A 1,139-nucleotide genomic window follows, 5' to 3' on the forward strand; every position below is an offset into this window, starting at 1 on the left:
CATAAGTACCTACCTTCATCCAGCCATTTTCTTTTTTTTCTACTACTCCCCAATTTTGCGGGTTAAATGTTGCTCCATAATTTGCTTTCGTTGCATTAAATGAAGGCTCATTATACGCGTAGATTGTTTTGTTGACAGTAATTTGTTCAGCCGTAGGATTCAGCCATTTTTCGCCTTCCCACGTCTTAAATTTCAGCCAACCATCTGTTGTTCCATCTACTATTCTAAATGTTTGTCGCCCGTACTTCGCTCCAGCATTCGCTACCTTTGATGAGAAAGAAGGTTCATCATATGCATAGAAATCTCCCATGACACGTTCTTCCCCATTCAAGTTAATCCAAACTGGACCTTCCCATGTTTCAATCTTCCACCAGCCATTATCTCTTTTTTCCACGACTCCTACATTTTGAGCACCATACTCTGATCCGCCATTTGTTTTAGCTGAATTAAAAGATGGTTCCTTATACCCATGAAATGATTGATTCACATATTCTGAACTACTAGCAGCGTGAGTTACCATACTAAATGTCGAGATAGATAGAATAAAAAACAATAAGATTCCTATACTTTTCTTAACCATAAAAATATCCTCCCTTTTATTTTGTCTAATATATAATTTTCAAAGCTAAGAATAGGTATGTATATCCTATTTCAATATTTTAATTTTTACTTTTTTACGTCCCCATTCACGGGCTTGCTTTTCTGTAGGAAACAGAACATCAATTTTATTGCCTTTAATAGCCCCACCTGTATCTCCAGCAATTGCTTCACCGTATCCTTCAACATAAACCTTTGTTCCTAGTTTAATAACTTTCGGATCAACTGCAATTAACTTAATATTAGGATTTTTCCCTATATCTATTCCAGCCGCAGTAATTCTTTCATGTGGTGGGCTACCTTCTACGCTGTATGCAGTAGCTTCCACATAGAATTCTATGCTTGTATCTTCCGCATTTAAATTAACCCACTTGTCGCCTTCCCATGTTTTAATCTTTAACCATCCACTAGTTGTTCCATCTATTATTCTAAAATTCTGTGGATTATATAATGCTCCAGCGTTTGCTTTTCCTGAACTAAATGAAGGCTCGTTATACGCATAGAATGATTTATTTATAAATCTTTCTTCTCCATCTAGATTC

At 36.2% G+C, this 1,139-nt stretch carries 1 protein-coding gene and 1 pseudogene; both read right to left on the minus strand.

Annotation, left to right across the window (positions count from 1 at the left end; all coding sequences use genetic code 11):
* Positions 1-580, minus strand: a pseudogene (locus tag MR115_RS29500) (hypothetical protein); the annotation flags it as partial.
* Between the two features lie 66 nt (positions 581-646).
* On the minus strand, positions 647-1,139 hold a 493-nt coding region (locus tag MR115_RS29505; protein WP_242243846.1), incomplete at its 5' end, for a 3D domain-containing protein.

It is taken from the genome of Bacillus cereus group sp. BfR-BA-01309 (genome assembly GCF_022664315.1).
Taxonomy (GTDB): Bacteria; Bacillota; Bacilli; order Bacillales; family Bacillaceae_G; genus Bacillus_A; species Bacillus_A mobilis.